A 23,967-nucleotide genomic window follows, 5' to 3' on the forward strand; every position below is an offset into this window, starting at 1 on the left:
TCTTTATATATCTGTTATTTAGTAATTGCTGCCTTTATAAATGACAGGAATAAAGGATGAGGATTAAGTACGGTACTGCTATATTCCGGATGGAACTGAGTACCAACAAACCACTTAAGTGAAGGTATCTCAACAATCTCTACCAGGTCTGACTCTGGGTTAATACCTACACATTTCATGCCATTCTCTTCAAACTCTTTCTTATAGTCATTATTAAACTCATAGCGGTGACGGTGACGTTCCTGTATATGCTCTTTCTTGTAAGCTTCAAAAGCCTTAGAATCTTTGCTTATTACACAGTCGTATGCACCAAGACGCATTGTACCTCCCATGTTTGTAATGGCTTTCTGCTCTTCCATAATGTCAATTACATTGTGTGGGGTCTTCTCATCCATCTCACGGCTATTTGCATCTTCATATCCCAATACATTTCTTGCAAACTCAATTGTCATGCACTGCATACCAAGGCAAATACCAAATGTTGGTATGTTGTGTGTTCTTGTATATTTCAATGCTACGAACTTGCCTTCTATGCCTCTCTGTCCAAATCCCGGGCAAACGATAACACCATCCATGCCTTTAAGTTTTTGTTCAACATTCTCTTCTGTTAGCTTCTCGCTGTTTAGAAATTGAATATCGGCTTTTCTATCATTGTATGTTGCTGATTGAGAGATAGACTCTAAGATAGATTTATAAGCATCCTGAAGATCATATTTACCAACAAGACCAATCTTAACAGTTTCTTTAGCTTTGTTTCTTCTCTCTAGGAACTTCTTCCATGGAATAAGAGCTGGAGCTTCTCCAACAGGCATACCCATTTTCTTAAGGATTGTCTCGTCAAGACCCTGTTCCTGCATCTTCAATGGGACTTCGTATATTGTTGGCATATCTATTGACTGTACAACAGCGTTCTCGTCAACATTACAGAATAGAGCAACTTTCTTCCTCAATTCGGCACTTAGTTGGTGCTCAGTACGAAGAACAAGAATGTCAGGTTGTATACCTACAGACTGTAACTCTTTAACAGAGTGCTGTGTAGGCTTAGTCTTCAACTCTTTAGCAGCAGCAAGATATGGAACATATGTAAGGTGAACGCATAGAGCGTTGCGACCCATTTCCCATTTCAGCTGACGTATGCTCTCTAGATATGGAAAAGATTCTATATCACCTACAGTACCTCCAATTTCTGTAATAACAAAATCGAATTTATTTTTGGAACCTAGAAGCTTAACATTTCTTTTTATCTCATCTGTGATATGAGGGACAACTTGAATAGTTTTACCTAAAAAATCACCTTTACGCTCTTTGTCTATAACACTTTTATAGATACGACCAGTTGTGATATTGTTTGCTTTTGTTGTCTGAATTCCAAGGAAACGTTCATAATGTCCTAGGTCGAGGTCGGCCTCATGACCATCCACGGTTACATAACACTCTCCATGTTCATAAGGATTTAGTGTACCTGGATCGATGTTGATGTAAGGATCAAATTTTTGGATTGTGACATTATATCCTCTAGCTTGAAGTAATTTGCCTATTGATGACGAAATAATGCCTTTACCTAATGATGAAGCAACACCACCGGTTACGAAAATATACTTAGTTTCTCCCACAACTATATTATTTAAAATTATAAATTACCTATTAAATCAAAGTTGCAAAAATACAAAATCTTTTTTTTTATAAGATAGCAGTTAATTAAAAACATTATGACTTAAATCAATTTATTGCAGAATAATTATAATTACTTCCTTAAAATATGTTGTATATTATACTTAATGTAATTTTTAATGTATTTTTGCATTATAAACACTTCAACCCTATTAATATGAAAAAATATTTTGTATTGTTGTCATGCCTGGCATACTTCTTTACTAGTTCATATTCTCAAAGGCGTGAAAACAAACATTATAGTAATGATGTTGTAACGAATTTTTACGATTCTTTGGCTCAAAAGAGTTCAGCATATTATGCTAATTATGCTTTGTGGAATAATCTGGATACAATTCCTCAATATAGTGAAATTCCTAATCCGGATTTGTACAAATTGTTTGTTCCTACTACATATTATCAAGAGCCTATCGAGGAAATTTCCAATATAGATTGGTCTCCCTCAATGTATAACAGAAATAGAAGCGCAGCAATAGATTCTATTCTTTGTTTTAAAAATGATAGTTGTCCGAGCTTACCTTATGATAATTTGGAAAAGTCTAAAGCTACTAACAGTTGGGTAAATAAGATTTTAATGAATGTTTACCTGAAAAAACCGGAGATAGTATTAAAGAATGAGGCTGATTTTAAAAATCTGAAGTTCCTGGATGATAACAAAATAGTGAAGAGACCTAAAAAAGAGGATGTGATAAGTCTTCTTGAACCTGAAGCTCCTGTAGAGAATTTAAATGAGGGAGAGTTGATTGTGGTACGTCCTAACTTCTGGACTCACAAAGGCAATGGTTATGCTCAGTTCACGCAGCACTATATATCAGATAATTGGTATAAAGGTGGTGAAAGTACAAATGCTCTTTTGTCAGGACTTATACTAGAGGCAAATTATAACGACCGTCAAAAGATTCAGTTTGATAACCGAATGGAGATAAAACTTGGTTTTATAACAGCTCCATCAGATACTGTACATAAGTATAAGACTAATGCCGACCTTTTCAGAATTACAAGTAAATTGGGCGTTCAGGCTCATAAGAACTGGTACTATACACTTGGCTTGGACTTTAAAACACAGTTCTTCGCTAACTATAAGACTAATACCAATGATTTGATATCTAACATCCTTTCTCCTGCACAGATGGATTTAACACTCGGTATGGACTTTAAGAAGAGTAATAAGAATTATATTCTATCATTGCTTACATCACCATTTGCCTATACATTCATATTCATAAAGGATAATGACCGAATTATTAATACAACAACGTTTAATGTTAAGGATGGAGATCGTACTGCAAACCTATTCGGTTCTAAGTTCACCGGTACACTTCAATGGAAGATGTTCCCAAGTGTGGTGTGGGACTCAAAACTAGAATACTTTACAACGTACAATAATGTTATTGCGAACTGGGAAAATACTTTCAACTTCGTATTGAACAGATATCTATCAACTAAGTTGTTCGTTCATGCACGTTTTGATGATGGTGTTGCTCTAAGCGGAAATAACCATAGTTATTTTCAGATACAGGAGTTGTTAAGCTTCGGTTTGAACTATAAATGGTAAGAACATGATATTATAAAAGAAGAGAGCGATACAGTGATGTATCGCTCTCTTCTTTTATAAATTTATCCCGTCCTAAAATAGCGTTACACAAAAAAGTAACGTAAATGAAAACAGATGAACATGAGTACGTTAAGCGTATTCAAAAAGATTATTCAGAAGGATCAGAACTTTTAGAGTAGTATCTGTAATTCTATCGTTGGATTATCTCTCTTCAAGTATAGTCTGTATCTCTCAGAGGGAAATCTCTTCGAGTAGGGTTGTAATTCTGTTAGCGGGCTATATCTCTTAAAGTATAGTCTGTAGTTCTCTCAGAGAGTTATATCTCTTCGAGTAGAATCTGTACTATTCTTTCAGATGTTCTACCATCCCATCTTTCAGGTAGTGTACTGTTTTTCCATTCACCTTTTGCAATCTTCTCCATGCTCTCCTTTATTCTGCTGTAATCTTCACCAATCAAAAGGTTAGTACCACTTGTCACTGTTTCATTATGTTCGGTGTAATTGTCGAGTGTGATACATGGAACATTCATGAAAGTAGCCTCTTCGGCAATGTTACCTGAATCTGTAACTATAGCTGATGCATTCTTTGCAGCATATATGAACGATAAGTATGACTGAGGTTGTATAATTAATAGTCTGTCCGACTTTAAGCCGAGGCTCTCAATTTTACTCTTTACATATGAATGTAGTGGAGCTACTATCTTTTTTGAAGATGAGTTTATTATAGTATTTATAATTTCCTTCAGTTTCTCGTCATTATTGATAATATCTCTTTTGTTCAGTGTAAGCAGAACATAATCATTCTCTTTTATTCCAAGAATGTCGAAATTAACCGGACGGGTAATATTTGGAAGAGATAGACGTAGTGTATCTATAAGTATGTTGCCTACAAAATAGATATTATTTATATCAGTACCTGTATTGCTTAGGTTTCTGTTAGCATCCATTCCTGCTGTGAAGAGTATATCGGATAGACCGTCAATAATCATTCTGTTTACCTCTTTAGGTTTGTTCATATCGAATGATCTTATACCTGCTACCAGATGCACCACTTTAATTCCTTTCTTCTTTGCTACAAGAGAGCAAGCCATGGTAGGAGTGAAGTCATCTACAACAATTACAGCATTTGCAGGATGTTTGTCAAGTTCATCTGCAAACGCAACAATAATGTCAGCGGTTCTTTTAAAGAAGTTATCGCTTTCAACCTCTAGGTATGAATCAGGTGGAGTTAAGTTAAGGTCGGAAAAGAGAGATGGTTCTATGCTTGTATCGTTTTTACTTCCTGTATATACAAGTCTGTACGAAATCTCTTTCCCTGCTTCTGAAGCGCTTTTAATTGCCCTTGCCAATGGAGCGATTTTCATAAAATTAGGGCGAGCACCGGCAATGATTGTAATTTTCATTCTTATCAAATATTTCTTAATACAAAATTAGGCTTTATTCTCGAATTAATTAGTTTCTTTGCCTCAAATTTTAATTAATGATTACATTCGTTCAAATACTAGATTTTATAGGTACCTTTGCCTTTGCTATCAGTGGCATTCGGCTAGCTTCAGCCAAACATTTTGATTGGTTTGGTGCCTATGTTGTAGGTCTTGCTACAGCAATTGGAGGTGGAACTCTTCGTGATTTATTACTTAATGTAACTCCAGCCTGGATGGAGAATCCTATTTACCTTATATGTACAGCTCTTGCGCTGGTTTGGGTTATACTTTTTGGTAAGCTTCTAATTCATATGCACAATACCTTCTTTATATTCGACAGTATCGGTTTATCTCTTTTCACCGTTGTCGGAGTAGGTAAATCTATTGCACTAGGATATCCATTTTGGGTAGCAATTATTATGGGTAGTATAACAGGTGCGGCAGGTGGTGTAATAAGAGATGTCTTCATAAATGAAATACCATTGATTTTCAGAAAAGAGATTTATGCTGTGGCATGTGTCATCGGAGGACTAATCTATTTCGGTTGTGATTTGATTGGTCTCGACTCATATATTTGTCAAATATTGGGAGGTAGTTCTGTTTTTATAACTCGCATATTGGCTGTGAAATATCGTATCTGTTTACCTACCTTAAAGGGTATTGAGTAAGATTAAATGAAAATAAGAACACCATTTTATCGTTTACTGGCAGGATATCTCTACAGATAGACCAGGTCTTCAGTAGACTCGATAAAGCCTATATTATTACGAAACAGATATTGTACAGCCATTTTATCGTTTATCGACCAAGTATCTCAGCTGACTCAGCAAAGCCTTTATTATTTATAAAAAATATTATTGAGCACTTAGGAGGGTAAATAAAGAAAAATAGAGATTATATTATTAATCTCTATTTTTTCTGTCTCTTTTGGGAATTTAGGCATAAGCCTCATCAGTCTCATTATCTTCTTCTGTCGTCTATACATATATGAAGATGGATTGCCTGAGTTAAATCTTATCGGATTAGGAAGCTGGCTGCAATAAGTGCCGATTCCCCTCTGGTGAGGTCGATTGCATCTTTATCGAAATGAGCTTTTGCCACAGCCTGTGCCCCATATATACCATTTCCCATCTCTATGGAGTTTAGGTATACCTCCATTATTCTCTCTTTGCTCCAAAAGAGTTCAATTAAGCATGTGAAGTAGACTTCGAATCCTTTTCTTACCCATGATGATTGAGGCCAGAGGAATATATTTTTGGCTGTCTGCTGGCTAATAGTGCTAGCTCCGTGAGGCTTTTTGCGCTTACTGTTTTCCTTCATCGCTTTGTTTATTGCATCAAAGTCAAATCCCGAGTGCTCTGCGAATCTATTGTCTTCGGATGCAATGACAGCCATAGGCAGGTGTCTGGAAATCTTCTCTTTCGGTACCCATGTATGTTTCCATATCACATCTTCTCCTTTAGTTATCTGCTGTGCAGTTCTTATAAACATGAGAGGTGTGAAATATACAGGGATGAATCTAAGTAGTATAACCGATAAGATAGTAGATGCAAAGAAAAATATAATAATATTTCTAATCCACCTTAAGGCTTTATTCTTTATCATAGAAATCTGGTTGCGTATTAATATAATTCACTCAATGTCACACATAAGCAGACATTGAGTGAATTTAAATAGAATAAGTTTATTCTTAAGGATTATAGATTACCAGCTTCAGCTTGTTTAATCATATCCTTACTTGCATACATGTAGACCTCAACACGTCTGTTCTGAGCAGCAGTAAGAGCGTCGTCATATTGGCTGAAGCCTAAACCTTTAGTCTCTTTAATCTGAGTAGAACTTACTCCTTGTTGTATAAGGAAATTCTGTACAGCATCTGCGCGGTTTGTAGAAACTTTCAAGTTAGCTTCCTGAGTACCTACTTTATCAGTATGACCCATGATAGCGATATCCATAGTTGGATTCTGTTTCATTATAGCAGCAAACTTAGTAAGAGAGTTCTGAGCTTGAGTGCTTAGTGCTGCAGAGTTGAATCCGAAAAGAATTCCTGAGTCAAAAGTAACTTTTACAGCCTGAAGACCATTGCTGTCAGTAATCTGCTCAACCTGAGCTCCATTAATCTGAGCAGCTTCAGCTGCAGCTTTATCCATTTTTTTACCGATCAAAACGCCAGCTCCGGTGCCAACTGCTGCACCAACAGCAGCACCGATAGCAGCTCCTTTACCATGACCTACAAGACCACCAACTATAGCTCCCAAGGCAGCGCCACCGCCACCACCGATTATGCCACCTTTAGCAGTGTTACTCATGTTTCCACATCCGCTAAATACAATTCCTGTGCAAAGGCACAATACTAAAATCTTAGTTTTTTTCATATTAAAAATTTTAAAAAGAAACATCGTTAAAAGTTTGTCTAAGCAAACTGATCCCTAATATATAGTTTTTTTCTAATTAAATATAGCCAGATAATACAAATTATACCTTTCATTATACTTGTAATGGATATACTCCACCAAATTCCGTCTAGTCCCATTCCCAAAGAGATAAGAAAAATTGAGAGTGGTATTCTGAAATAGTTGCATCCTATGCTTATTATAGCTGGTGGCAAACTCCTTCCCACGCCATAAAACATACCTTGTGTAGTTATCTCAATCATCATGAATATCTGTGAATAACCATCGATTGTCAGATACCTTCCACCAGTAGTGTATGCCTCTGCCTCTGGCACAAATATAGAAAATATTTCATTTCCATAAAATATAAATGCAAAAGATGATAAGAGTCCAAAAAAAGAGGCTAAACCTATGGTTATTTTAAACGCTTTTGTAATACGATTCTTTTTTCCGGCAGCATAATTTTGTGCCACAAACGAGCTTAGTGCAGAAGAGAATCCTTGAGAGGTATTCCAAGATACAGCTTCTATCTGTCCTCCAGTGGTAAGTGTCATCAGTCCCAGGTGTCCTCCTTGAGCGGATGCGCTCTTGCCTAAGATGATGTTTACAAAGGCAAATAGGGTGTTGAGCAGAGCTACAGGAACTCCCAACTTAAGTATCTTTTTGGTATATTCCTTTTTTAATGAAACAATAAATGGTATTCCATTGAACAGTGCTTTCTTGAACTTCAACTTATATACGAAAAGTATGAAGACTGTGAATTGCGCTATCCATGTTGCTATTGCAGCTCCGTTGGTTCCCATATGGAATACGAAAATAAAAAGAGGGTCGAGGACCATGTTCATAATCAGCCCTACACCATTTATATAAAATGGCACAATAGTCCTTCCGCATGCATTAAAAATACCTGAGAAGGCAGCCGACATGAAGACAAAAGGAAGAGCAGTAGATATGATCTTAAGATAGTTTACTGCATTAAATGTTATACTGTCACTAAGACCATATAAGCTTATTATACTTCTGGAAAAGCTGAAGAATATAATTCCCAGTATGATTGATAAAATAAAAGATATGGTGATATTGTGCGAAGCAAAGTTACGTGCCATTTTAGCATCTTGCATTCCAACAGAGTGACCTACGCTGACTTCGGATCCTACTTTATTGAGAAGAGCGATAGATGAAGCCATCCATGTAAGAATGCCTACAGAGCCTACGGCTGCGACTGATTCGCTGCCAAGTCTGCCAACCCATGCCATGTCGGTAAGGTTGTATGCCATCTGTACAAAAGAGGTTCCCATAATGGGGATAGCCAAGTTATACAGTTGCCTTAAGATAGGCCCTTGTGTAAGATCTTTTGCTCCTGAAATCATATCTCTCTTGGAAATGGTAGTAAAAATAAAAAAATAAAGGTGTAGAATAATATTCTGCACCTTTATAATGAAAATATTGTTTTGATTAATATGCAAACAATGGGTATTTCTTCATTGTCTCGTTCACTCTTTTGCGAACTTGAGCAATAACCTCTTCGTTTTCTACATTTGACAGAACTGTCTCTATCATCTCAGCAATTTCAAGCATGAATTCCTCTTTTGCACCACGAGTAGTGATAGCAGGAGTTCCCAAACGTATACCTGATGTCTGGAAGGCAGAGCGAGAGTCGAATGGCACCATGTTCTTGTTTACTGTGATATCAGCTGAAACAAGAGCTTTCTCTGCTACCTTACCGGTAAGATCTGGATATTTTGAGCGAAGGTCAACAAGCATTGAGTGGTTGTCTGTACCTCCTGAAACGATAGTGAATCCTCTGTCGATAAGTGCTTGAGCTAAAGCAGCAGCATTTTTCTGTACCTGTCTTTGGTATTCTTTGAATTCAGGTTGCAGACACTCACCGAAAGCAACAGCTTTAGCAGCAATAACATGTTCCAAAGGACCACCTTGGATACCTGGGAATACAGCAGAGTCAAGAAGCTGTGACATCATCTTTATCTCACCCTTAGGAGTTGTCTTGCCCCATGGGTTAGGGAAGTCTTTACCCATAAGGATAACGCCACCTCTAGGACCACGAAGGGTTTTGTGAGTTGTTGATGTAACGATATGAGCATATTTCAATGGGTTGTCAAGAAGACCGGCTGCGATAAGACCAGCAGGATGAGCCATGTCAACCATCAAGATAGCACCTACCTTGTCAGCGATTTCTCTCATTCTCTTGTAGTCCCACTCACGTGAATAAGCTGAACCACCACCGATGATCATCTTTGGTTTCTCACGAAGAGCAACTTCTTCCATCTGTTCGTAGTCAACTCGTCCAGTCTCTTTATTCAAATTATATTCGCAGGGAGTATATATTATACCTGAAGTATTAACTAATGATCCATGAGAGAGATGACCACCATGAGCAAGGTTTAATCCCATGAATTTGTCGCCTGGGTTAAGTACTGCCAAGAAGACAGCTGCATTTGCCTGAGCTCCTGAGTGTGGCTGTACGTTAGCCCATTCAGCACCGAATACCTCTTTAAGTCTGTCGATAGCTATTTGTTCGCTCTGGTCTACTACTTCACAGCCTCCATAATAACGCTTGCCAGGATAACCTTCTGCATACTTGTTAGTAAGGCATGTGCCCATAGCTTGCATAACCTGATCGCTAACAAAATTTTCTGATGCGATCAACTCAATTCCTTTAAGCTGTCTTTGATGTTCTTTTTCGATAATGTCGAAAATCAAATCGTCTCTTTTCATTTGTATTAATAATTTGGAAGTTATTTGTGTTACCAATTTTGAGCTCACAAAATTAGTTATATTATATTACAAAAGAAACAAAAGTTTATAAAAACGATAAAAATGGTGTTATTTTATTGCACAATATCGCTTCTTTGTAATAATTATTTCTTTTTCTCAACTGACCATCCGAACTTTCCTATCTTTTCGCCAAGATTGTAGTAAGCTCCGTGAACATATACCAGCGGATTTGTCTCTGCCAGATTGAGTTTACCTGTCTCTTTATCAATGTATCTGCTGTCGGCTTTAACATTGACAACTTCGGCAATAAACATGTCGTGTGAACCTAAAGAAATAATCTCCTTAACCTTGCATTCTATGCAGAGAGGAGATTCCTTGATGATAGGAGCGCTTACAATCTTACCTTTCTCAGGAGTAAGATTCATCTCTTTAAACTTATCGTAATCTTTTCCTGATCGTACGCCACACCAGTCCGTTGCATATGCCATATCTTTTGTTGTCAGATTAAGCACGAACTCCATATTCTTTTTTAAAATAGGGTATGAGTATCTCTCTGGACGAACAGATATATAACACATTGCCGGATTTGTACAGATTGTACCCACCCATGAGACAGTTAGAATATTATACTCCTCTTCGCAGCTACCACAACTCACAAGAATGGCAGGAAGCGGGTATATCATCGTACCTGGTTTCCAGTCTTCTTTCATATATTATTATATTGTTTTTATTGAATCCTTATTTTGTTCCTTCTCACAATAGTGACATTTCAAAATACCATTTTCTTTATCAACTACATGGAAGTGTGTTTTCATAGGCTCGTTGTTGGTAATGCATTTTGGATTGTTGCATCTTACTATGCCCATAAGTTCATCGGGTAGCTGAACCTCTTTCTTCTCAACAACTTCATAATCCTGAATTATATTAAGGCGAATATTTGAGGCCACAACCGATAACTGGTTTATCTCTTCATCAGTAAAATATCTGTCTGCTACCTTTATGATACCTTTTTTCCCAAGTTTTTTACTTGGCAGGTTATTTCCTATTGTTATGTTCAAGTCGGAATTCTGCAGTCTCAGAAGAGATACCACAGTAAACAGTTTGTCTGAAGGTATATGATCGATTACAGTTCCGTTCTCAAGGGCTGCAACCTGTAGGGCTTGTTTCTTTTCACTCATAGCTATCTTATTTTTTACCGTCTTCAATAATGTCATCAAGAGTAATTCCCAGTACGTCGCACAGTATTGCCTGGCGAGCATATAGTCCGTTCAGCGCCTGCTGGAAATAGTATGCTTTAGGGCTCTCATCAACATCGTAAGATATTTCGTTTACTCTTGGTAGTGGATGAAGTATTCTCAAGTTTGACTTGGTGAGGCGTAGCATATCATATCTTAGAATATATGCATCTTTCACTCTCTCATACTCCATAAGGTCTGTGAATCTCTCTCTCTGAACTCGAGTCATGTAAAGTATGTCGGCATCTTTTATAGTCTCCTCGTTGAAGTCTGTATGTTCGACATATTTAATATTGTTTTTCTTGCAATAATCTTTATACTCATCCGGCATCTTAAGCTCATCTGGAGCGATGAAATGGAATGTTGGGTTGAAGTGGCGCATTGCCATTAGGAGAGAATGCACTGTTCGACCATATTTTAAATCGCCCACCATGTAGATGTTCAGATTGTCGAGTGTACCCTGAGTTTTTAATATGGAATAGAGGTCAAGCATTGTCTGTGAAGGGTGTTGGTTGGCACCGTCACCGGCATTTACTATAGGTATAGGAGCCACTTCACTGGCATAACGTGCTGCACCTTCCAGATGATGGCGCATTACAATGATATCTGCATAATTGCTTACCATCATAATGGTGTCCTTGAGTGTCTCACCTTTTGAGGAACTTGTTGCCTTTGGGTCGGAGAAACCAATTACCCTTGCACCTAATCTGTTCGCAGCAGTCTCAAAGCTGAGTCTCGTGCGAGTAGAGGGTTCAAAGAATAGTGTTGCAACTACCTTTCCGTCAAGTATCTTTCGGTTAGGTTTCTTCTCAAATTCTTTTGCCATTTCCAGCATGTAAAGGATTTTCTCTTTACTATGCTCGGCAATTGTGACTAAGCTTCTATTTTCCATATTGTCGATATTTACATATTTACAGCTACGGAGTTCAAAGGTATGAAAAAAAATAAATTATTTCTGTCGTATAATATATTTAGTTGAACTTTGTTATAAACTTATTGAATGTGAAAGTTTTTTCTCTACATTTGCATTTGCAAATACTGAATTTTAAAGGATGAGAAAGAAATTTATATATGCACTATGGGCTCTCTTAGTGCTGGTATTATTGGCAATAACTATTACTTTTACTGCAATTTCAAAGGGCTGGGTAGGTTACGTACCGCCTGTAGAGGAGTTGGAGAACCCTAACCTTAAATTTGCAACTGAGATTATTTCAGACGATGGGAAGTTGCTTGGAACATGGTCTTTTAGTAGGCAGAACAGAATCTATGTTGGATACAATCAGATATCTCCTAACATAATAAATGCTTTGATCGCCACTGAAGATGTGCGTTTTAGAGACCACTCAGGTATAGATGCCAGAGCTTTTTTCAGAGCAGTAGTGAAACGTGGTATATTTATGCAGGAGAATGCCGGTGGTGGTAGTACAATCACACAGCAGCTTGCAAAACAGTTTTTCTCGCCTACAGCAGGAAATACTATGGAACGTCTGTTCCAAAAACCTATAGAGTGGGTTATAGCTGTACAACTTGAGAAATACTACACCAAAGAGGAGATTATAACCATGTATCTCAACAAGTTTGATTTCCTAAATAACGCTGTAGGTATCAAAACAGCATCTAACACATATTTCTCTAAAGAGCCAAGTGAACTCAAGATAGAAGAGGCCGCTACTCTTGTTGGTATGTGTAAGAATCCTTCATATTATAATCCAAGAAAATTCAACGATAGGGTCAGAGGAAGACGTAACGTTGTTATTGACCAGATGAGAAAGGCCGGATATTTATCTGAAACAGAGGCTGACTCTTTAAAGGCTTTGCCTTTGGTACTGAAATATCATCGTGTTGACCATAAAGAGGGACTTGCAACATATTTCCGCGAGTATCTTCGTACTATAATGACAGCAAATGAGCCTGACAGAGGTGATTATGCATCATGGCAGTCACAAAAGTATTATGAGGATTCTCTAGCATGGGAGACTAACCCTCTATACGGATGGTGCAACAAGAACAGAAAGAAAGATGGGTCTAAGTATAACATATACACAGATGGACTGAAGATATATACTACTATAGACTCAAGAATGCAGAGATATGCAGAAGAGGCAGTAGAAGAGCATGTTGCTAAATATCTACAACCCCTTTTCTTCAGAGAGAAGATGGGAAAGAAGACTGCTCCATTTACAAGCAATCTTTCTCCTGAAGAGGTAGAACGTATACTGGAACGCTCAATGCGTCAGACTGACCGCTATAGAGTTATGAAGAATTCAGGCTACACAGAATTTGAGATACGCAAAGCCTTCAATACAAAGACAGAGATGACAGTATTCTCTTACGATGGTGAGAAAGATACTATCATGACTCCTATGGACTCAATAAGATACTATAAGACATTCCTCCGTGCAGGATTTATGTCTATGGACCCATTAACCGGATATGTAAAAGCTTATGTCGGTGGGCCAAACTACAACTATTTCCAGTACGATATGGCTATGGTGGGTCGACGTCAGGTGGGTTCTACTATAAAACCATTCCTCTATACACTTGCTATGGAGAACGGATTTTCTCCTTGTGACCAGGTGAGACATGTTGAACAGACCCTTATTGATGAAAACGGTCAGCCATGGACTCCTAGAAATGCAAGCAAAAAGCATTATGGTGAGATGGTTACAGTAAAATGGGGACTTGCAAACTCAGACAACTGGGTTACTGCTTATCTTATGGGTAAACTTAGTCCATATTCGTTTGTTAGACTTATACACTCATTTGGCGTATTGAATAGGCAGATAGACCCTGTAGTTTCTCTATGTCTTGGCCCATGTGAAATCTCTGTTGCTGAAATGGTAAGCTCGTATACAGCTTTTGCTAACAAGGGTATCCGTACAGCACCACTTCTTGTCACAAGAATTGAGGATGGTGATGGAAACATTGTTGCCAACTTCACTCCTCAGATGGATGAGGTTATAAGTGAATCGAGTGCTTACAAGATGTTGGATATGCTTCGTGCTGTAGTAAATGGTGGTACAGGTAGCAGAGTTCGCAGATATGGCATTACAGCCGACATGGGAGGAAAGACCGGAACAACAAACAATAACTCGGATGGTTGGTTTATGGGATTCACACCTTCACTGGTATCAGGAGTATGGGTAGGAGGTGAGGACCGTGATATACACTTCGACAGAATGGTTTATGGTCAGGGAGCTTCAATGGCTCTTCCTATATGGGCAATATATATGCAGAAGGTTTATAAAGACATGTCATTAGGTTATTCACAGAAGGATAGATTTGTTATTCCTGAAGGATTTAACCCTTGCGAGGATCCATTGGCTAATTCGCTTGAGAACGAAACTTCTGAAGAAGGAATAGATACTACATTTGAATAGCAAATTGTAGAGACCCAAAAATATAATAGTTCATTCACTATTGTGATTGGTTTTTCTCACAACCAAACAGTGAGACTTCAGTGATGATTATATAGACTACAGTTGATGAGTATATAAACTTCAGTGAAGATTGAATAGACCACAATGATGAATGAACTATTTTTTATTACCTCTCTGCATTATCTCTTTAAGTCCTTCGATAATATACTCTTTCTCCAAATCTTTCTCTTTGAGAACGATATCATCTTCCTTTATAATATCGAGATCTAGCTTTATTATACCTTTTGCTTTGTCTTCTGCGACTCTTCCGCACTGACGTTCTATTGACTTCAAGCAAGCCTTCAACTCGTCTCTATTCATATCGCTATGAACAGAAGCAACACAGTTGATGAATTTATAGTCATTGGGCATATCTATAGGTTCAGTCTCCTTTGGAGTACTTACAACATATTTATCAAAAATCTTATTAAGTTCTTCTGTTGCATATGCTATATTCTTCTGAGTATCCCAGTTAGAGCCTATCCCAATAGTATAATGATGTATATTCATGAAAACTTATTTGAATGTTTTTTATACATTTGCAAATGTATAAAAAGTAGAATAAAAAATGAGATATATTGGTATTATACCCGCAAGATATGCTTCTACGCGTTTTCCTGCAAAGCCTTTGGCTATGCTCGGCGGAAAGATGGTTATCCAGAGAGTGTTCGAACAGGTGTCAGGAGTGTTGGACGAGGTTTATGTAGCTACTGATGATGAGAGAATTGAAGCTGCAGTGAAATCCTTCGGAGGGAATGTAGTAATGACATCGACAAACCATAAAAGCGGTACTGACAGATGTTATGAGGCCTACACAAAAGTTGGTGCAGGATATGATGTTGTGGTAAATATTCAGGGAGATGAGCCCTTTATTCAACGTTCTCAGCTGGAGTCTATAAAGAACTGTTTCTCGGATGAATCCACTCAAATAGCCACTTTGGTAAAGCCTTATACAGAGAGTGACGGCATTGAGGCATTGGAAAATGTAAACTCTCCAAAGGTGGTTGTCGACAACAGAATGAATGCCATCTATTTCAGCCGTTCAGTGATTCCATTCCTCAGAGGAGTAGATAAGGCTGACTGGTTAAAGAGGCAAACTTACTATAAACATATCGGTCTATATGCTTATCGTGCAGAGGTTCTTAAAGAGATAACTCGCTTACCTCAGTCAGCTTTGGAAATGACTGAATCTCTGGAGCAGTTAAGATGGATTGAGAACGGCTATAAGATTAAAGTCGGAATAAGTGATGTTGAGACAATAGGAATAGATACTCCGGAGGATTTGGAGAGGGCAGAAGAATTTCTGAAAACAAAACTGAAATAATAAGAAGATGCTAAATAGAAAAGATATACCACCGGTTCATCCAATAGACAGTATAGATATTCCTAATCCTGAGATTATAAAACTTAGGAATGGCATCTCTCTGTACAAAATAAACGTTGGAGATGAAGAGGTAATACGCCTGGACATATTGATTGGTGGAGGGCAGCATAGTCAGGATAAGACTTTGCAATCAATGTTCACCAATAGAATGCTTCGTGAAGGTAGTCTTGGCCGTAGCTCACAGCAAATAGCGGAGAAACTTGACTTCTATGGAGCATGGCTTGATTTGTCCTCTTCTGTGAACTATAATTTCGTGACTCTCTACTCGCTGAACAAATACTTTGATCAGACTTTGGATGTGCTTTCAGGTATTGTAAAGCAACCTACATTTCCTGAAAATGAGTTTGCTACAGTTGTCGACAACAACCGTCAACAATATTTAGTCAACTGTGAGAGAGTGGATATGATGACTAGAAAGAGACTTAATGAATCCCTTTTCGGTAAGTCTCATCCTCTTGGGAAATATGCATATCTGGATGATTACAGCAATATAAATATTGAAGATCTTAAGGAGTTCTACAGAAAGAATTATCACTCGGGCAATGTCACCATTTTTGTCTCCGGGAAGGTTACCGATGATATCGTTACCAAGATAGATAGAGCCTTTGGAGATGAGCAGTGGGGAGAGGTGAAAGCGGCCACAAGTTTCATTGATGTAGAACCAATGCCTTGCGAGGAGAAACATATCTTTATACGTAAGGAAAATGCTCTTCAGAGCTCATTGAGAATGGGTGGTTTCTTTCTCGACAGAGAACATCCCGATTTCTTGAAATCAAGGGTTCTGGTAACTCTCTTCGGAGGTTATTTTGGAAGCAGACTAATGTCGAATATCCGTGAAGATAAGGGCTATACATATGGAATCGGAGCTGGAGTGATATCTTATCCTCACCGTGGGATTCTTGCAATTAGTACCGAGTCTGCAAATGAATTTATACCATATATCATTACCGAGGTCTACTCCGAAATGGATAGACTATGCAACGATATGGTATCTGACAAAGAACTTAATATGGTAAAAAGCTATATGATAGGTGATATGTGTCGTGCATATGAAGGTCCTTTCTCTATATCCGATGCTTGGATTTACACATTTATCTCCTCTTTGTCAAGCGATTTTTATCAGAAATCTTTAGAAGCAATAAAGAGTGTGACAAAGGAAGAAATCTTGGTTTTAGCTCAAAAATACTTCTCTAAACAAAACTTAATTGAGGTGGTTGCGGGTGAAAAAATGTAATTTATTACAACTCTTTTTATATAAAATTGTATCTTTGAAATATTCTTATCTATTACTTAAACTGAAATGAATAAAACTATATATACAATCATTATATCAACTCTCTTCTGTATACAGACTACAGCTCAGATAAAAATCGGTAGTTATACATTCAAGGACGGAAGCGAGTACGTAGGTGAACTCAAAGGACGTAATCCAAACGGAAAAGGAAAAACTACTTTCAAAACAGGTGATGTTTATGAAGGTCATTATAAGAACGGCAAAAGAGAAGGAGAGGGTACTTATACTTTCAAAGATGGAGAGAAGTATGTAGGAAACTGGTTCCAGGATCAGCAACATGGATTAGGAACATTCTACTTTATGAACAATAACCGATATGAAGGCCTTTGGTACAAGGATTATCAGGAAGGTGAAGGTACTATGTACTACTATAATGGTGATACTTACAAAGGTAGTTGGTTGAAAGATAAGAGAGACGGTAAAGGTACATATACATGGAAAGCAGGAGCAAAATATTCAGGCGACTGGAAAAACGACAAAAAGAATGGTAATGGTGTCATGGTATGGCCCGACCAGTCAAAATATGTCGGCTCTTGGCTTGATGATGAGAAGAATGGCAAAGGTACATTTTACTATATCAACGGTGACGTATATAAAGGCGATTGGGTTAAGGATATCCAGCATGGTAAAGGTACTTACACATTCAGCAACGGAGATGTATACGATGGTGATTATAAGGAGGGTGAGCGCACCGGTAAAGGTACTTATACACATAAGAATGGCGACAGATATACCGGAGATTTCCAAGATGGCGAGGAGCACGGACATGGTGTCTTTGCATGGAATAACGGAGCAATATATGAAGGCGATTGGGTACACAATCAACGTACAGGCAAAGGTAAATATACCTGGGCTAATGGCGAAGAGTATGAGGGAGATTTCCTGAATAATATAATGCAGGGAAAAGGAACTCTGAAGATGAAAGATGGAAGTGTTTATACAGGTAGTTTCGTGGATGGAAAAGAGGACGGAAGCGGTGTAGTGATAGACAAAAACGGAAACCGATTCGAAGGTTTCTTCAAAATGGGTAAGAGACATGGTGCCTTTATTGAGACAAATTCTGCTGGAAACGTTATCCGAAAGGGCGTTTATAAATATGGAAATATTGATGTTCAAAAGAAATAAAGATTAAGCTATGCTTGATTTAGAAAAATTAACCGTAAAGGTTCGTGAAATAGCACTCTCAGCGGGTGCTTTTCTTCGTAAAGAGCGTGCCTCTTTTCAAAAAGAGCTTGTTGAGAAAAAACATGCTCATGACTATGTGTCGTATGTGGACAAAGAGTCGGAGAGGCAATTGGTCAAAGAGCTACACGAACTTCTTCCTGAGGCAGGTTTTATTGCTGAGGAGGGTTCTGCAAACTACCATGATGAAGAGTACTGCTGGGTAATAGACCCCCTGGATGGTACTACAAACTTCATACACAATAATGCTCCATACTGCGTCAGCATCGCTTTGCGTAACCGTGAAGAGATTATAATTGGTGTGGTGTATGAGATATGCCGTGATGAACTATATTGGACCTATAAAGGCTCTAAATCGTATCTTAATGGTAAAGAAATACATGTTTCGGATGTAAACGAACTTTCAGAAGCTTTTATCGCTTTAGGGTTCCCATATGACCATGACACATATAAACCATTGGCGGAGTATATTATTCATACTCTATATGGAAATATTGGCGGACTAAGATTGCAGGGTGCCGCCGCCGCCGAGCTTTGCTATGTAGCTGCAGGGCGTTTTGAAGCACGAATAGAGGGACTTCTTGGACCTTGGGATATAGCAGCAGGATCTCTTATCCTAATGAATGCCGGGGGAAAGGTTACCGACTATTCAGGTAATCCTGACTTCTACGACGGAAAGGAGGTTTTGGCTTCTAATGGTTTACTTCATGAGAGGATGCTTGATATTCTTCTAAAAAAGCGATAACATCATCTCTCTGGTAGGTCATTTTTTAAATATATTTTGTATGTTTGTATAAACTCGAGTATTCATAAAACAAAATAAGATCATGATAATTGATAACCTTGAATTTTTAGATAAGTATAAATCAATAATCCCATTGTCTGATAAGGTTTTAAAATTTATCGCAGAGTGTGATATCAATAACCTTGAACTTGGGAAATATATTATTGATGGTGACAAATTATATGCAAATTGTCAACAAGTATCTCCAAAATCAAAGGAGGATGCAAAACTTGAAACTCATAATAGATATATAGATATCCAAATACCTCTGTCAGGATGTGAGTCAATGGGGTACACCCCACGCTCTCTTCTCAATGAAGAGAAGTATGATGAGATTAAGGATATCACTTTTTATAAAGGAGCAGCAGAGAACTATATTAAAATAGAGAAAGGTATGTTTGCTCTCTTTTTCCCTGAAGATGGACATGCACCAGGCATATCATCTGACGGAGTAAAAAAACTGATATTCAAAATTCTCATCTGATAATTCTATAAACTATGACAAAAATTATTTCAGAATTGGAGATCGTGAAGAATGATCCATGGCTAAAACCATATGAAGAAGCCATTGAAGGCCGTCATAACTATGCTCTTGCTAAGGAAAAAGAGCTTATTGAAGGTCAAGATAGCCTATCTGATTTTGCTTCAGGATATCTCTATTTTGGTATGCATAAGGATAAAAGGAATTGGATATTCCGTGAATGGGCTCCTAATGCAACCGAAATTTATCTTATTGGTGATTTTTGTAATTGGGTGAAGAATGAGAAATATAAACTAAAAAGGGTAAAACACTACAGCGGCATATGGGAACTGAAAATCCCGATAAGCTGGCTCCGTCATGGAAATCTATATAAATTGATTGTATGCTGGAATGGAGGCGAAGGTGAGAGAATACCTGCCTGGGCAACAAGAGTCATTCAGGATCAGCAGACAAAGATATTCTGTGCCCAGGTATGGGAACCTGAGACTCCATATACGTTCCGCAAGAGAGTGTTCCGGCCAAATACAGACCCATTGCTTATTTATGAGTGCCATATTGGCATGTCACAGCAAGATGAAAAGGTTGGCACTTACAATGAGTTCAGAGAGAATGTTCTGCCAAGAATTATTGCTGATGGATATAACTGCATTCAGATTATGGCTATACAGGAACATCCATACTATGGTAGCTTTGGTTATCATGTATCAAGTTTCTTTGCGCCATCATCACGTTTTGGGACTCCTGATGAACTGAAACAGCTTATAGATGAAGCACATAAGAATAACATATCTGTGATAATGGATATAGTTCATTCGCATGCTGTGAAGAATGAGGTTGAGGGACTTGCAAACTTTGCCGGCGATCCAAATCAGTACTTCTATCCGGGAGATAGAAGAGAGCATCCGGCTTGGGATTCACTCTGCTTTGATTATGGTAAAAATGAGGTTCTTCATTTCCTTCTATCTAACTGCAAATATTGGATGGATGTATTCCATTTCGACGGATTCCGTTTTGATGGAGTGACATCTATGCTTTATTACAGTCATGGTCTGGGACAGAACTTCTCAACCTATGCTGACTATTACAACGGTATGGAGGATGATAATGCTATCTGTTACCTTACATTGGCAAATAAACTCATCCATGAGATAAACTCTAAGGCTATAACTATTGCTGAGGAGGTATCGGGTATGCCTGGTCTTGCTGCACCATTTAAAAATGGTGGATACGGCTTCGACTATAGAATGGCAATGAATATTCCTGACTATTGGATCAAGACAATAAAGGAGAAGATAGATGAGGATTGGAAACCTTCAAACCTCTTTTATGAATTGACAAACAGAAGAGCTGATGAGAAGACAATCTCGTATGCCGAGAGTCATGACCAGGCTTTGGTAGGAGATAAAACTATTATTTTCCGTCTTGTAGACTCGGATATGTACTGGCACTTTCAGAAAGGGGATGAGAACTATAGGGTAAACAGGGGTATTGCTCTGCATAAGATGATACGCATGCTTACTGCAACAACAATAAATGGTGGCTATCTTAACTTTATGGGTAACGAATTCGGACATCCCGAATGGATTGATTTTCCACGTGAAGGTAATGGATGGTCGCACAAATATGCTCGCAGGCAGTGGGACTTGATGGATAACAAGAACTTATGTTACCACTATTTAGGTGATTTTGACTCGTCACTTATGCATCTTGTTTCAGGAATCGCTGAGTTCGAGGATAGTAAGATAAAAGAGGTCTGTATAAATGATGATGATCAGGTACTGGCCTTTACAAGAAAGAACTTTACTTTCATATTCAACTTCAACCCGGTAAAATCGTTCGTAGACTATGGTTTCCTTGTAACTGCAGGAGAATATGAAGTTGTTCTGAACACTGATTCTAAAGACTTTGGTGGAAATGGCTTGGCAGATGACTCTGTGAACCACTTCACAAACTTTGATCCTCTCTATAAGAGAGAACAGAAGGAGTGGCTTAAGTTATATTTACCTGCACGTTCTGCTGTTGTACTTAAAAAATGTAGAGTGAAAAATGTTTAGTAGTTATAGTAAAACATATATTAGGGTCATGCGCAATGTTAATATTGCGTATGGCACTATTTTTTTACTCTTTTCTATAGCATATGTCTTCTTCTTTCAGAAGGATTTTCTACTAAATATTGCATCTTCACTTGGCTTTCAGACAGGCAATGACATCTTTTATGTTGGAGCGTCAATATTCTTGCTGTTTCTCTTCGCTTTGTCTTTTCTTGTTAAACGTTTGACTTCTGTCAATGGTATAATTTCCTCTTTGTGCTGTTTCCCTGCACTTTTTATTATGGGAGTGCTTACAAGTTCAGAAAACTCTGCATCTAGAGGCAATATATTAGACCTAAACTGGTTATGGCTTCTGCCGGCTATTATAATACTCTATTTTTTGATTCTTTTTGCTGTTAAAAGGCTTTTCTACTATGAAATATCCAAGGAACGTGGTTTTCTCTCTCTGGCAAACTGGAATCTTACTCTGCTTTTTATACAGTTTATAATTACTCTGTTTATAGGCAATACTAATTTATTAGCCTGCTAATGATTCAAAAAAGAGTGCCAAACATCTTTCATTACTACTCAAGTGCTGTTTATTCAAAATAGTCTAAAAGAGAGTAAACTATTATTGACAAACAGGTAATGTCGGCATTTTTAAATTGTTACATCCTATTTAGTAAAGTCCTCTCAATTAAGATTGTGCAGATAGTTATGAGTACTACTGCTCAAACGAATAATATTTAATCATTTCATTGGTGATTTGCACTGCTTTTACTAATTTTGCACTTCTAATTAAGAAAAGAAATTATCTATATAGCAATGGCAGAATTAAAAGAACTTACTAAAAGAAGTGAGAATTATTCTCAATGGTATAATGACCTTGTAGTAAAGGCTGATTTGGCTGAGCAATCACCAGTTCGTGGATGTATGGTTATCAAACCTTATGGTTACGCTATCTGGGAGAAGATACAGCGCCAGTTGGACGACATGTTCAAAGAAACAGGACACGTAAATGCCTATTTCCCTCTACTTATTCCAAAGTCATACTTAAGCCGCGAAGCAGAACATGTTGAAGGTTTTGCAAAGGAGTGTGCTGTAGTTACTCATTACCGTCTTAAAAATGCAGAAGATGGTTCTGGTGTTATAGTTGACCCGGCTGCCAAACTTGAAGAAGAACTTATAATTCGCCCAACTTCGGAGACAATCATCTGGAGTACATATAAAAACTGGATCCGTTCTTATCGTGACCTTCCTATTCTATGCAACCAATGGGCTAACGTAATGCGTTGGGAGATGCGTACTCGTCTTTTCCTGAGAACAGCAGAGTTCTTGTGGCAAGAGGGACATACAGCTCATGCAACACGTCAGGAGGCTGAGGAAGAGGCACAGAAGATGCTTCACGTTTATGGCGATTTTGCAGAGAAATTTATGGCTGTTCCTGTTATAAAGGGAGTTAAATCGGCTAACGAACGTTTTGCAGGTGCTATTGATACTTACACAATCGAGGGATTGATGCAAGATGGTAAGGCTTTGCAGTGTGGTACTTCACACTTCCTAGGCCAGAACTTTGCTAAGGCATTCGATGTACAATTCGTTGATAAAGAGAATAAACTTGATTATGTATGGGCTACATCTTGGGGCGTCTCTACACGTCTTATGGGTGCACTTATCATGACTCACTCGGATGATAACGGATTGGTATTACCTCCACATCTTGCTCCTATACAGGTTGTTATCGTTCCTATCTACAAGAACGCAGAGATGCTTGATAAAATAAACGAGAAGGTAGCAGGTATCGTGGCTAAGTTGAAGTCTATGGGTGTTTCTGTGAAATATGATAATGCTGATAATAAGCGCCCAGGATTTAAATTTGCTGATTATGAGTTGAGAGGTGTTCCTGTACGTCTTGTTATGGGTGGTCGTGATCTTGAGAATAACACAATGGAGGTTATGCGTCGTGATACTCTTGAAAAACAGACTGTATCATGCGATAACATTGAAGAGTACGTTAAGAATCTTCTTGAAGAGATTCAGGAAAACATATTCAATAAGGCTAAGAATTACCGTGATGAACATATCGTGAAAGTTGACTCATATGATGAGTTCAAGGAACAGATAGAGAAAGGTGGATTTATCTTGGCACATTGGGATGGCACTACTGAGACAGAGGAACGTATAAAGGATGAGACAAAAGCAACAATCCGCTGTATTCCTTTGGAAGCTGATGAAGAGAGCCTTACACCAGGAAAGTGTATGGTTACCGGTAAACCATCGGAAAGACGAGTGCTGTTTGCTAGAGCATATTAAATCTTTGACAAATAATATAAACATTAAAGCCGGCAGCAGTGAATGCTCCCGGCTTTTTTTGAAATAA

General features: G+C 38.0%; 20 protein-coding genes and 1 pseudogene. 11 read left to right on the forward strand and 10 right to left on the reverse strand.

Annotation, left to right across the window (positions count from 1 at the left end; genetic code table 11):
- Nucleotides 1-14: 14 nt before the first annotated feature.
- Nucleotides 15-1,613 (reverse strand): CTP synthase, encoded by a 1,599-nt coding sequence (gene pyrG, locus JCM15092_RS06565; protein WP_024993967.1) that lies wholly within the window; start codon nt 1,611-1,613, stop codon nt 15-17.
- Nucleotides 1,614-1,828: 215 nt separating this feature from the next.
- On the opposite strand from pyrG, the gene JCM15092_RS06570 reads away from it, so the two are divergent.
- Nucleotides 1,829-3,226 carry a DUF3078 domain-containing protein gene (locus JCM15092_RS06570; protein WP_024993968.1) on the forward strand — a complete coding sequence of 466 codons (1,398 nt, stop codon included), beginning with the start codon at nt 1,829-1,831 and terminating at the stop codon, nt 3,224-3,226.
- Between the two features lie 316 nt (nt 3,227-3,542).
- On the opposite strand, the gene wecB is transcribed toward JCM15092_RS06570, so the two are convergent.
- Nucleotides 3,543-4,628 (reverse strand): non-hydrolyzing UDP-N-acetylglucosamine 2-epimerase, encoded by a 1,086-nt coding sequence (gene wecB / locus JCM15092_RS06575; protein WP_024993969.1) that lies wholly within the window; start codon nt 4,626-4,628, stop codon nt 3,543-3,545.
- 77 nt (nt 4,629-4,705) lie between these two features.
- Here wecB and JCM15092_RS06580 point away from each other — a divergent pair, with 77 nt between their 5' ends.
- Nucleotides 4,706-5,317 (forward strand): trimeric intracellular cation channel family protein, encoded by a 612-nt coding sequence (locus JCM15092_RS06580; protein WP_024993970.1) that lies wholly within the window; start codon nt 4,706-4,708, stop codon nt 5,315-5,317.
- Between the two features lie 197 nt (nt 5,318-5,514).
- On the opposite strand, the pseudogene mtgA reads toward JCM15092_RS06580, so the two are convergent.
- From mtgA to pyrB, 7 genes and pseudogenes are all read right to left on the reverse strand, one after another.
- Nucleotides 5,515-6,254: pseudogene (mtgA, locus tag JCM15092_RS15235) on the reverse strand (monofunctional biosynthetic peptidoglycan transglycosylase).
- Between the two features lie 92 nt (nt 6,255-6,346).
- A complete protein-coding gene (locus JCM15092_RS06590) occupies nt 6,347-7,024 on the reverse strand; it encodes an OmpA family protein (RefSeq protein WP_024993971.1) in 678 nt (225 codons plus the stop codon).
- Between the two features lie 38 nt (nt 7,025-7,062).
- The gene (locus JCM15092_RS06595; RefSeq protein WP_024993972.1) at nt 7,063-8,409 is read right to left on the reverse strand and encodes an MATE family efflux transporter; all 1,347 of its coding nucleotides are present in this window, start codon (nt 8,407-8,409) and stop codon (nt 7,063-7,065) included.
- 88 nt (nt 8,410-8,497) lie between these two features.
- Nucleotides 8,498-9,778 carry a serine hydroxymethyltransferase gene (gene glyA / locus JCM15092_RS06600; protein WP_024993973.1) on the reverse strand — a complete coding sequence of 427 codons (1,281 nt, stop codon included), beginning with the start codon at nt 9,776-9,778 and terminating at the stop codon, nt 8,498-8,500.
- 143 nt (nt 9,779-9,921) lie between these two features.
- Entirely contained in the window at nt 9,922-10,488 is a 567-nt protein-coding gene (locus JCM15092_RS06605) for a flavin reductase family protein (protein ID WP_024993974.1), read from the reverse strand.
- A 6-nt stretch (nt 10,489-10,494) separates the two neighbouring features.
- The gene (gene pyrI / locus JCM15092_RS06610; protein WP_024993975.1) at nt 10,495-10,962 is read right to left on the reverse strand and encodes an aspartate carbamoyltransferase regulatory subunit; all 468 of its coding nucleotides are present in this window, start codon (nt 10,960-10,962) and stop codon (nt 10,495-10,497) included.
- Nucleotide 10,963: 1 nt separating this feature from the next.
- Nucleotides 10,964-11,905 carry an aspartate carbamoyltransferase gene (pyrB, locus tag JCM15092_RS06615; protein WP_024993976.1) on the reverse strand — a complete coding sequence of 314 codons (942 nt, stop codon included), beginning with the start codon at nt 11,903-11,905 and terminating at the stop codon, nt 10,964-10,966.
- Nucleotides 11,906-12,065: 160 nt separating this feature from the next.
- Here pyrB and JCM15092_RS06620 point away from each other — a divergent pair, with 160 nt between their 5' ends.
- Nucleotides 12,066-14,393: a transglycosylase domain-containing protein gene (locus JCM15092_RS06620; protein WP_024993977.1), complete on the forward strand. Its 2,328-nt coding sequence runs from the start codon at nt 12,066-12,068 to the stop codon at nt 14,391-14,393.
- A gap of 156 nt (nt 14,394-14,549) precedes the next feature.
- Here the strand turns inward: JCM15092_RS06620 and JCM15092_RS06625 are convergent, their stop codons facing one another.
- Nucleotides 14,550-14,942, reverse strand: coding sequence for a 2-amino-4-hydroxy-6-hydroxymethyldihydropteridine diphosphokinase (locus JCM15092_RS06625; RefSeq protein WP_024993978.1), 393 nt, complete (start codon nt 14,940-14,942; stop codon nt 14,550-14,552).
- A gap of 58 nt (nt 14,943-15,000) precedes the next feature.
- Here JCM15092_RS06625 and kdsB point away from each other — a divergent pair, with 58 nt between their 5' ends.
- From kdsB to proS, 8 genes are all read left to right on the forward strand, one after another.
- Nucleotides 15,001-15,756 (forward strand): 3-deoxy-manno-octulosonate cytidylyltransferase, encoded by a 756-nt coding sequence (gene kdsB / locus JCM15092_RS06630; RefSeq protein ID WP_024993979.1) that lies wholly within the window; start codon nt 15,001-15,003, stop codon nt 15,754-15,756.
- Nucleotides 15,757-15,763: 7 nt separating this feature from the next.
- A complete protein-coding gene (locus JCM15092_RS06635; protein ID WP_024993980.1) occupies nt 15,764-17,050 on the forward strand; it encodes a M16 family metallopeptidase in 1,287 nt (428 codons plus the stop codon).
- A gap of 66 nt (nt 17,051-17,116) precedes the next feature.
- Nucleotides 17,117-18,235: an MORN repeat-containing protein gene (locus JCM15092_RS06640; protein WP_024993981.1), complete on the forward strand. Its 1,119-nt coding sequence runs from the start codon at nt 17,117-17,119 to the stop codon at nt 18,233-18,235.
- A 10-nt stretch (nt 18,236-18,245) separates the two neighbouring features.
- A complete protein-coding gene (locus JCM15092_RS06645) occupies nt 18,246-19,037 on the forward strand; it encodes an inositol monophosphatase family protein (protein ID WP_024993982.1) in 792 nt (263 codons plus the stop codon).
- 82 nt (nt 19,038-19,119) lie between these two features.
- Nucleotides 19,120-19,560 carry a NanQ anomerase/TabA/YiaL family protein gene (locus tag JCM15092_RS06650; protein WP_024993983.1) on the forward strand — a complete coding sequence of 147 codons (441 nt, stop codon included), beginning with the start codon at nt 19,120-19,122 and terminating at the stop codon, nt 19,558-19,560.
- Nucleotides 19,561-19,574: 14 nt separating this feature from the next.
- Nucleotides 19,575-21,611 (forward strand): alpha amylase C-terminal domain-containing protein, encoded by a 2,037-nt coding sequence (locus tag JCM15092_RS06655; RefSeq protein ID WP_034541669.1) that lies wholly within the window; start codon nt 19,575-19,577, stop codon nt 21,609-21,611.
- Between the two features lie 28 nt (nt 21,612-21,639).
- Nucleotides 21,640-22,137 (forward strand): hypothetical protein, encoded by a 498-nt coding sequence (locus JCM15092_RS06660; protein WP_024993985.1) that lies wholly within the window; start codon nt 21,640-21,642, stop codon nt 22,135-22,137.
- 275 nt (nt 22,138-22,412) lie between these two features.
- Nucleotides 22,413-23,900 carry a proline--tRNA ligase gene (gene proS, locus JCM15092_RS06665; RefSeq protein ID WP_024993986.1) on the forward strand — a complete coding sequence of 496 codons (1,488 nt, stop codon included), beginning with the start codon at nt 22,413-22,415 and terminating at the stop codon, nt 23,898-23,900.
- Nucleotides 23,901-23,967: the final 67 nt, after the last annotated feature.

The organism is Phocaeicola paurosaccharolyticus JCM 15092, from assembly GCF_000613805.1.
Lineage (GTDB): Bacteria > Bacteroidota > Bacteroidia > Bacteroidales > Bacteroidaceae > Phocaeicola > Phocaeicola paurosaccharolyticus.

Excerpts from the sequence above, each read along its gene's own strand:
- JCM15092_RS06570 (WP_024993968.1), top strand. The coding sequence starts at position 1,829 with ATGAAAAAATATTTTGTATTGTTGTCATGCCTGGCATACTTCTTTACT.
- wecB (WP_024993969.1), bottom strand. The coding sequence starts at position 4,628 with ATGAAAATTACAATCATTGCCGGTGCTCGCCCTAATTTTATGAAAATC.
- JCM15092_RS06580 (WP_024993970.1), top strand. The coding sequence starts at position 4,706 with ATGATTACATTCGTTCAAATACTAGATTTTATAGGTACCTTTGCCTTT.
- JCM15092_RS06590 (WP_024993971.1), bottom strand. The coding sequence starts at position 7,024 with ATGAAAAAAACTAAGATTTTAGTATTGTGCCTTTGCACAGGAATTGTA.
- glyA (WP_024993973.1), bottom strand. The coding sequence starts at position 9,778 with ATGAAAAGAGACGATTTGATTTTCGACATTATCGAAAAAGAACATCAA.
- JCM15092_RS06605 (WP_024993974.1), bottom strand. The coding sequence starts at position 10,488 with ATGAAAGAAGACTGGAAACCAGGTACGATGATATACCCGCTTCCTGCC.
- pyrB (WP_024993976.1), bottom strand. The coding sequence starts at position 11,905 with ATGGAAAATAGAAGCTTAGTCACAATTGCCGAGCATAGTAAAGAGAAA.
- JCM15092_RS06620 (WP_024993977.1), top strand. The coding sequence starts at position 12,066 with ATGAGAAAGAAATTTATATATGCACTATGGGCTCTCTTAGTGCTGGTA.
- JCM15092_RS06625 (WP_024993978.1), bottom strand. The coding sequence starts at position 14,942 with ATGAATATACATCATTATACTATTGGGATAGGCTCTAACTGGGATACT.
- kdsB (WP_024993979.1), top strand. The coding sequence starts at position 15,001 with ATGAGATATATTGGTATTATACCCGCAAGATATGCTTCTACGCGTTTT.
- JCM15092_RS06635 (WP_024993980.1), top strand. The coding sequence starts at position 15,764 with ATGCTAAATAGAAAAGATATACCACCGGTTCATCCAATAGACAGTATA.
- JCM15092_RS06640 (WP_024993981.1), top strand. The coding sequence starts at position 17,117 with ATGAATAAAACTATATATACAATCATTATATCAACTCTCTTCTGTATA.
- JCM15092_RS06645 (WP_024993982.1), top strand. The coding sequence starts at position 18,246 with ATGCTTGATTTAGAAAAATTAACCGTAAAGGTTCGTGAAATAGCACTC.
- JCM15092_RS06650 (WP_024993983.1), top strand. The coding sequence starts at position 19,120 with ATGATAATTGATAACCTTGAATTTTTAGATAAGTATAAATCAATAATC.
- JCM15092_RS06655 (WP_034541669.1), top strand. The coding sequence starts at position 19,575 with ATGACAAAAATTATTTCAGAATTGGAGATCGTGAAGAATGATCCATGG.
- JCM15092_RS06660 (WP_024993985.1), top strand. The coding sequence starts at position 21,640 with ATGCGCAATGTTAATATTGCGTATGGCACTATTTTTTTACTCTTTTCT.
- proS (WP_024993986.1), top strand. The coding sequence starts at position 22,413 with ATGGCAGAATTAAAAGAACTTACTAAAAGAAGTGAGAATTATTCTCAA.